We start from the raw sequence: 6,614 nt of genomic DNA, 5'->3' as shown, positions 1-6,614 counted from the left end.
CACTGGGCCTTCATCGCCATGGACCTGTCGAGGATGACCACGGACTCCCTGCGCAGGGACGACGGGAAGTTCGGCAGGCCCTGGTTGATGTTGTCGAAGACCTCCTGGTAGAGCGCCCTGCGCAGGGAGTCCGTGGTCATCCTCGACAGGTCCATGGCGATGAAGGCCCAGTGCGCGGCCATGTGCGTGCGGTTGCGATAGAGGTATTCGTTCGTCCCGCGCACGTACCACTTCTCGAAGATGTGCTTCTCCGAGAACACCAGCAGTCGCTCGTACTGCGAGCGGTAGACGTCGGCGGCGTACAGCTCCGGCGTCTCCTGGATGACGCGCAGCAGCCGCGTCACGTAGCGCCAGCAATAGCTCTCATACAGTGGCACCTCCTGCCCCGGCGGCTCCGTGAGCGCCGAGCCCCAGCCCTGGTAGCCGTCCTTGAACTGGCTCTGGGGGAGCGCCGAGGACACCCTGGAGTTGGCCACCAGGTTGTTGACGTAGAGCAGGGCCCGGTCCAGGTACTGCGTCCTGCCGGTGGCCCGGTACATCGCGGTGTTGGCGTCGATGCCGTAGGCGAGGTTGTAGTAGTCCCAGCTGTCGCGCGAGTTGCTCCACGGCAGGAAGTCCCGGGTGTGCTCACGCCCCCATTCATTCAGGAACAGCCGCTCCCAGGCCGCGACGGTGCGAAGCCCCGCGGGGGCCGGTGGCACCGAAGGCGGAGGCAGGGGCGGATGCTCCTCCTCGGACGGAGGCGGCTCCCCTGGAAGCACCTGCGGACCGGGGGCCTCCTCGATCCGGCCCACGGTCTCACATGCGCAGCCCAGCAACAGCGCGAGCAGCAGGACCGGGAGCCTGGCGAAACGAGAAGGGCGGGGGCAGCGGGTGTTCGACATCGGGGCGGCCTCTGGGCGGTTCAATGTGCCCCTGGAGGGTAGGGGCCGCTCCAGGACCGTCCCATTGCCCCCCAGGGAACAGACGCACTTCCAGCACAGGACTCAGGCCTGCCCCGGGGTCCGAGTTCCGCGACGTGTCGTGGAGGTTCAGACAGACGAAGTGTTCAGCCCCCGCGTCGGGCGTCTCTCAGCGATGCAAAGCGGCCATGAGAGAGAGCGCACACAGTGCGCAGACCGCCCTACACGAAGCCCAGGGTGAAGCGCACGGTGCTGCCCCGGCGCTCCACCTGCTCGGTCGTGACCACCTTCCCGAAGCCGAGCAGGAAGCCGCGGAACACGCCGGTGAGCAGCGCGGGCGGCAGGCGCGTGTCACTCTCCAGCACCACCTGGTCGCGGGTGAAGAGGACGGTGCGGATGGACTCCGCGGGCGGCAGCGCGCGCACCACCTCCCGCGTCAGCGCGTCGAAGTTGCCGAAGACCTTCTCCAGCGTGTTGAAGCCGGCCGCCTGGCTGAGCGGCAGCGTCTTCAGCGCCGACGACTGACCGATGGCGCCCAGGGTGAGGTCCCCCAGCTTCGCGTGGAACTCCGCCGCCATCGCCACGTACTCGTCCCATTCGTACCAGGCGTCGTCCCGCATCGCGTCGATGCGCTTGCGCTGCTGCGGAAAGAGCAGCGTGGTGCTCGCCCCCAACATCGAGCCGATGACGGCCTTGAAGTACGCCCCCAACAACTGTCCCGCCATGTGAAGCCTCCCCCATGCAGCGCGCGCGTGATGCGCCCGCTGCGCCGTCGATGATGACGGATATGGAGGGATGAACGTATTGGGTCGTGACAAACCCGCTGGACGTGCAGGGTTTATCGGGGAAGTCAGGTTCGTGGAGGCCCGTCAGGCGGGCTGGCCGCCCGTGTCGCGTCCTGGGGAGCCCGAGCAGCCTGGCGCTCCGCGTGCCGGCTGCCGTGCCAGCGCGAGTACACCTGGGTGAACTCCGCTCCGAGGAAGAGCAGCTGCGACGAGTAGTAGACCCACAGCAGCAGCACCGCGAAGGAGCCGGCCGCTCCGTACGAGGAGGACACACTGCTCTTGCCCAGGTACAGGCCGATGCCGAGCTTGCCCAGGCTGAAGAGGAAGCTCGTCACCGCCGCGCCGAGCCACACGTCCTTCCAGGCGACGCGCGTGTCGGGCAGGACCTTGTAGATCATCGCGAAGAGCACCGTCGTCACCGAGAAGGCGATGGCCAGGTTCACCAGCTGCAGCACCGTCTCCCAGCCGGGCATCAGGCCCATGAGGAAGGTGCCGGCGGCGGACAGCGCCGCGCTCAGCACCAGCGAGACGAGCAGCAGGAAGCCGATGCCCAGCACCATCGCGAAGGAGAGCAGGCGCTGGCGCACGAAGGCGAGCAATCCGTTCATCGGCTTCTTCTTCACCTTCCAGATGGTGTTGAGCGAGTCCTGGAGCTGGGCGAAGACGCCGGTGGCGGCGAAGGCGAGCACGAGGATGCCGACGACGGTGGCGACGATGCCCGAGCTGGGCTTGCTCGCGCTGGCCACCAGGTCCTCGACGACCTTCGCGCCCGCGTCACCGATGAGGCTCTGCAGCTGCTTCTGGATCTCCCCCTGCGCCGCCTCCTGCCCGAAGACGAGCCCCGCCACGGCGATGGCGATGATGAGCATGGGCGCCACGGAGAACAGCGTGTAGTAGGCGAGCGCCGCCGCCTGCGCGGGCACGTTGTCGTCCATCCACTCGGAGAGGGTCTGCTTCAGCAGTGGCCAGACGTGGTGCTTCCTCATCGCCCCTTCGCTTCCCCGCCGCAAAATGCGCGCTGGAATACAATAGGACCGCGCGGGCGTCCCGGAAGTGCCTCGCGTGCCGCCAGGCCCCGTCGGGTGTTCACCGCAGCCCCCTGCCCGCCTGCGGTTCCATCGCATCGGAGGTCGCGCTCCGCACCTGGAGATGTGCTCGAATGGACAGCGAACGCTGGGATTGAGAGGGTGCGCCTGGATGCCGTGCGTGACATCGCCGTCGGTCTGGCACGGGGACTCCGGGGCGCCGTGCTCGGCCTCGGGATGGCGATGGCCGCGTGCAGCTCCGTGCCCACCCGGGCGTCCATGAACCAGGTCACCCTCCCCGCCTCCGACGCACGGGTGCAATACACCGGACGGACGTACCGCTCCGGCGCGGGGATTGTCTTCTCCCATCCCGGGGTGACGGTGCGCGTGCGCTTCTGGGGCGACGCCCTCCGGATGCGGCTCCTGGACGCGGGAGCCGGCGGCGAGGTGGGGACCAACTATTTCGACGTCGTGGTGGATGGGGCGGCACCGAGGCTGCTCGCGGTGCGCGGCGGTGAGCACACCTATCCGCTCGCCACCGGCCTTGCCGTGGGACTCCACACGGTGGAGTTGATCAAGCGGACCGAGTCCTCGGTGGGCCCCAGCACGCTGGTGGCGCTGGAGGTCCATGGCGAGCTTCGGGAACCGCCCCCTCGCCCGGGGCTCCGGATGGAGTTCGTCGGGGACTCCATCACCTGTGGCTATGGCTCGGAGGTCGCCCTCCGCCCTGAATCGTCCTCCTGGGTTGCACCGGTCTTCACGTCGAAGAACGAAAATCCCCGCCGGGGCCATGCGTGGCTCACGGCCCTGAAGCTGGGAGCGGAGCCCGTCCTCGTCTGCTATTCGGGCCATGGCGTGTACCGCAACCTGGACATGTCGACGTCAGGGTTGCTGCCCGCGCTCTACGAGCTCGCGGTCCCGGGCCATTCCGCCGGCTGGGACTTCTCACGCGACTCCCCGGATGTGATTGTCATCAACGCCGGCACCAATGATGTGTTCGCGGGCAGTGGCACCGACGCGTTCCTTCCGGATGAAGCGTCCTTCAAGTCAGCCTACCGGGCGTTCCTCCAGCGGCTCCGGACGCTCCACCCGCGCGCGCACATCGTCTGCACGCTGGGGAGCATGACGGACGGCTTCAAGCAGTTGGAGATGAAGGGCGCGGTGACGTCTGTTCATGTCGGCCAGTGGATCACCGACCTCGTGGTGGAGCGTCAGCACCAGGGGGATGCCCGGATCTACCGGCACTGGATGGACGTGCAGAACCCCGGTGTCGACGGTGTCGGCGAGGACTGGCATCCGTCCGCCGCCACGCACGCGAAGATGGCGGACGCACTGAGCCGGTTCATCCAGGACGTCGTGCGGCCCTGAGGCTCGAGCCCGCTCAGTCCAGGCGTGCCGCCAGCCCGGGCGTTTCGGCGTGGAGCTCCTCAAGGCGACGCCTTCGCGCGCCCGCGATGAGCAGGTGCCAGCCGGCGGCGGCGAGTCCGAGGAGGAGGCACCCGCCCCAGAGCACCCGGGAGCCGAAGTGCTGCAGCACCCAGCCCCCCAGCGCGGGGGCCACGAACGCGGCGAGCCCTCCCAGCATGTGGAAGGCCCCCTGGTAGCTGCCGCGCAACTCCGGGGGCGCCAGGTCCGACACCACGGAGGGCTTCACGGGCGCCTGGACGATCTCCCCCAGGGTCCAGATGCCCACGGCGAGCGCGGCCAGCAGCGCGCCCTCCGTCACCGCGTGGAGCCCGAAGCCGATGCCCGTGAGGACGGCCGCCCCCGCGAGCGCGCTGGAGCGGCGCAGCCGCCCGACGACGCGGCTGGCGAACGGCTGCACCAACATGATGAGCAGGCCGTTGACCGCGAGCACCCCACCGAAGGCCGCCGTCGACATGCCGCGAGCGGTCAGGTCCAGCGAGAGCGTGGCCTGGCCCTGGTAGAAGATGATGGCCAGGACCAGGACGGGCAGGCTGAAGGCGAGGAACACCGGGTCCCGGAACGGCACCGCGGAGGACAGCCTCACGCCCGGCGCCGGGCGTGAGACCCGCGTCTCCGGCACCTTCCACCAGACGATCAACCCGTAGAGGAACGTGGTGAGCGCGTCGGCCAGGAAGAGGATGCGGAAGCCGGACCGGGCCACGAGCCCCGCCAGCGGGACCCCGATGGCGAAGCCCACGTTCACCGCCCAGTAGAGCAACCCGAAGGCCCGCGTCCGCTCCGAGGCCGGCACCAGATCCGAGACGGCCGCGGAGACGACGGGCCGGTACAGCTCCCCGAGGAACCCGGCAACGAGGGCCGCCACGGCGATCTCCGCGGGCGTCCGGGAGAAGCCGAGCAACACCATCCCGGCCGCGCCCGACCACAACCCGCCGACGAGCGTGGTGCGCCGCCCCAGCCGGTCCGCGAGCGCGCCGCCCACCAGACCGGCCGCCACCGCCCCCACGCCATGGAGGGAGGCGACGAGCCCGGCCTGCGCCACCGACAGGCCGCACTCCCGCGTGAGGTAGAAGGTCAGGAAGGGCACCACGAAGCCGCCCAGCCGGTTCACCAGCGTGCCCGCCCACAGGTACCAGTACGCCGCCGGGAGCCCTCCCGCGGTGGCATGGAGTTGCGCGGACAGGCGGGCCCGGAGGCCCGTGGGAGTGCCGTTCATGGTTCAAGCCTCGCGGGACGTGCCTGCCATTGCTACTTCTTCGCCTCCCCCATGAGGGGGCCGAAAGTATAGCCCTGGCAGATGGCCGCGGTGCGGCGGACCTGGGGGTGCGGGTGCTCCAGCAGGCGCTGGACGTGCGCCTCCAGTCCCGGCAGCGCGGCGTGGTTGAACGTCAGGCTCACGAGCGCGTCGCACACGACCTGGACGTCCTCGGAGTGGAGCTGGGCTTCGATGTCGGCGGGGGCCGGAAGGGCTGGGGAGGTCATGGGTGTCATCCTCGTGGCTCAGGCGAACTCGAAGTCCATGCGCTCGAGGATGCCCAGCTCGCTCGCCAGGTGCTTGAGGCCCGAGTAGTCCCGGACGAGCACGCGCGAGCCTGTCTGGCCCTCCAGGTCCCCGATGATTTCATCCACGTGCTCGAAGCCGAGGTGGCCCAGGATGGCGCGCCACGTCTTGTAGTCACTCGACGCGATGCCGCGCAGCGCCTCCGGCAGCGCCCGGATGAAGCACTCGCGCATCGCGTCGTTCATGTGGACGTAGACGGACTTGGCGATCTCCGCGATGACCAGCGCGTGGGAGAACTCGTCGCGGTTGTGCAGCTCCGTCGTCATGCGGTTGATGGGCTGGATGGACTGATCCTTGGACAGCAGGTTCAGGTAGGCGTTGATGCTGATCTCCGCCACCACCGCGTAGGCGAGCGTGAGCAGGTCCTGCTCCCAGGCGTCCGCCGCGCGGGCCCGGGCCGCCTGGAGCATGCGACAGGCGAGGGAGTCCGGCAGCAGCGACTCGTTGAAGACGAGCCCACGCCGCCGCTCCGTGACGAGCGTGGCGTTCAGGTGCATGAGCGTGTGGTAGTTCTCGTCGACCAGCGCCTGCACCACGGTCCGCTTGATGCCCGGATGGTCCGTCCCGGGGAAGCGCGCATGCATGAGGAGCTCGAACGCCGGGTTGGCGATCTTCTCCTCGTTCATGATGGTGTTCCGGTTGTAGGCCATCCACGCCCAGGAGAGCAGGGCCTGCTTGCGCTCCTCGGGCGCCTCCACGAACCGCGGGTGGCCGCGGAACGGCACGAGGGTGATGGGGTAGTCCGGCAGCTCGGGCTGGAAGAGGCCCTCCAGGTCCAGCTCCGGCTTCTTCACCGTCGCGCGCCGCTGCCAGGTGGAGGCGATCTTGTCGAGGATGGCCAGCTCGACGGCCGCGTCCCGGGTGGGGGTGTGGGTGGCTGTCTCATATACACATCTGACGCTGCCGACGACTAGTC

At 69.0% G+C, this 6,614-nt stretch carries 7 protein-coding genes; 1 reads left to right on the top strand and 6 read right to left on the bottom strand.

Annotated features, from left to right (window positions below; all coding sequences use genetic code 11):
* The 3 genes from D7X12_RS37590 to D7X12_RS37580 all read right to left on the bottom strand — a co-directional run.
* Positions 1-884, bottom strand: an 884-nt coding sequence (locus D7X12_RS37590; protein ID WP_120630003.1) for a hypothetical protein, incomplete at its 3' end; no start/stop codon positions are given.
* Positions 885-1,123: 239 nt separating this feature from the next.
* Positions 1,124-1,627, bottom strand: coding sequence for a hypothetical protein (locus D7X12_RS37585; RefSeq protein WP_120630002.1), 504 nt, complete (start codon positions 1,625-1,627; stop codon positions 1,124-1,126).
* Between the two features lie 125 nt (positions 1,628-1,752).
* The gene (locus tag D7X12_RS37580) at positions 1,753-2,673 is read right to left on the bottom strand and encodes a YihY/virulence factor BrkB family protein (RefSeq protein WP_120630001.1); all 921 of its coding nucleotides are present in this window, start codon (positions 2,671-2,673) and stop codon (positions 1,753-1,755) included.
* Positions 2,674-2,874: 201 nt separating this feature from the next.
* On the opposite strand from D7X12_RS37580, the gene D7X12_RS37575 reads away from it, so the two are divergent.
* Positions 2,875-4,080: an SGNH/GDSL hydrolase family protein gene (locus D7X12_RS37575; RefSeq protein WP_244225018.1), complete on the top strand. Its 1,206-nt coding sequence runs from the start codon at positions 2,875-2,877 to the stop codon at positions 4,078-4,080.
* Positions 4,081-4,093: 13 nt separating this feature from the next.
* Here D7X12_RS37575 and D7X12_RS37570 read toward each other — a convergent pair whose 3' ends face one another.
* From D7X12_RS37570 to D7X12_RS37560, 3 genes are read right to left on the bottom strand one after another with little or no spacing between them, the layout of a single operon-like run.
* The gene (locus tag D7X12_RS37570) at positions 4,094-5,353 is read right to left on the bottom strand and encodes an MDR family MFS transporter (RefSeq protein ID WP_120630000.1); all 1,260 of its coding nucleotides are present in this window, start codon (positions 5,351-5,353) and stop codon (positions 4,094-4,096) included.
* 32 nt (positions 5,354-5,385) lie between these two features.
* A complete protein-coding gene (locus tag D7X12_RS37565) occupies positions 5,386-5,619 on the bottom strand; it encodes a hypothetical protein (protein ID WP_120629999.1) in 234 nt (77 codons plus the stop codon).
* An 18-nt stretch (positions 5,620-5,637) separates the two neighbouring features.
* Positions 5,638-6,534, bottom strand: a complete 897-nt coding sequence (locus tag D7X12_RS37560) for a diiron oxygenase (RefSeq protein WP_279637277.1) — start codon at positions 6,532-6,534, stop codon at positions 5,638-5,640.
* Positions 6,535-6,614 lie beyond the last annotated feature (80 nt).

This window comes from Corallococcus sicarius (genome assembly GCF_003611735.1).
Lineage (GTDB): Bacteria > Myxococcota > Myxococcia > Myxococcales > Myxococcaceae > Corallococcus > Corallococcus sicarius.
The sequence above is the reverse complement of the archived record's forward strand: the minus strand, read 5'-3'. Positions and strand labels throughout refer to the sequence as shown.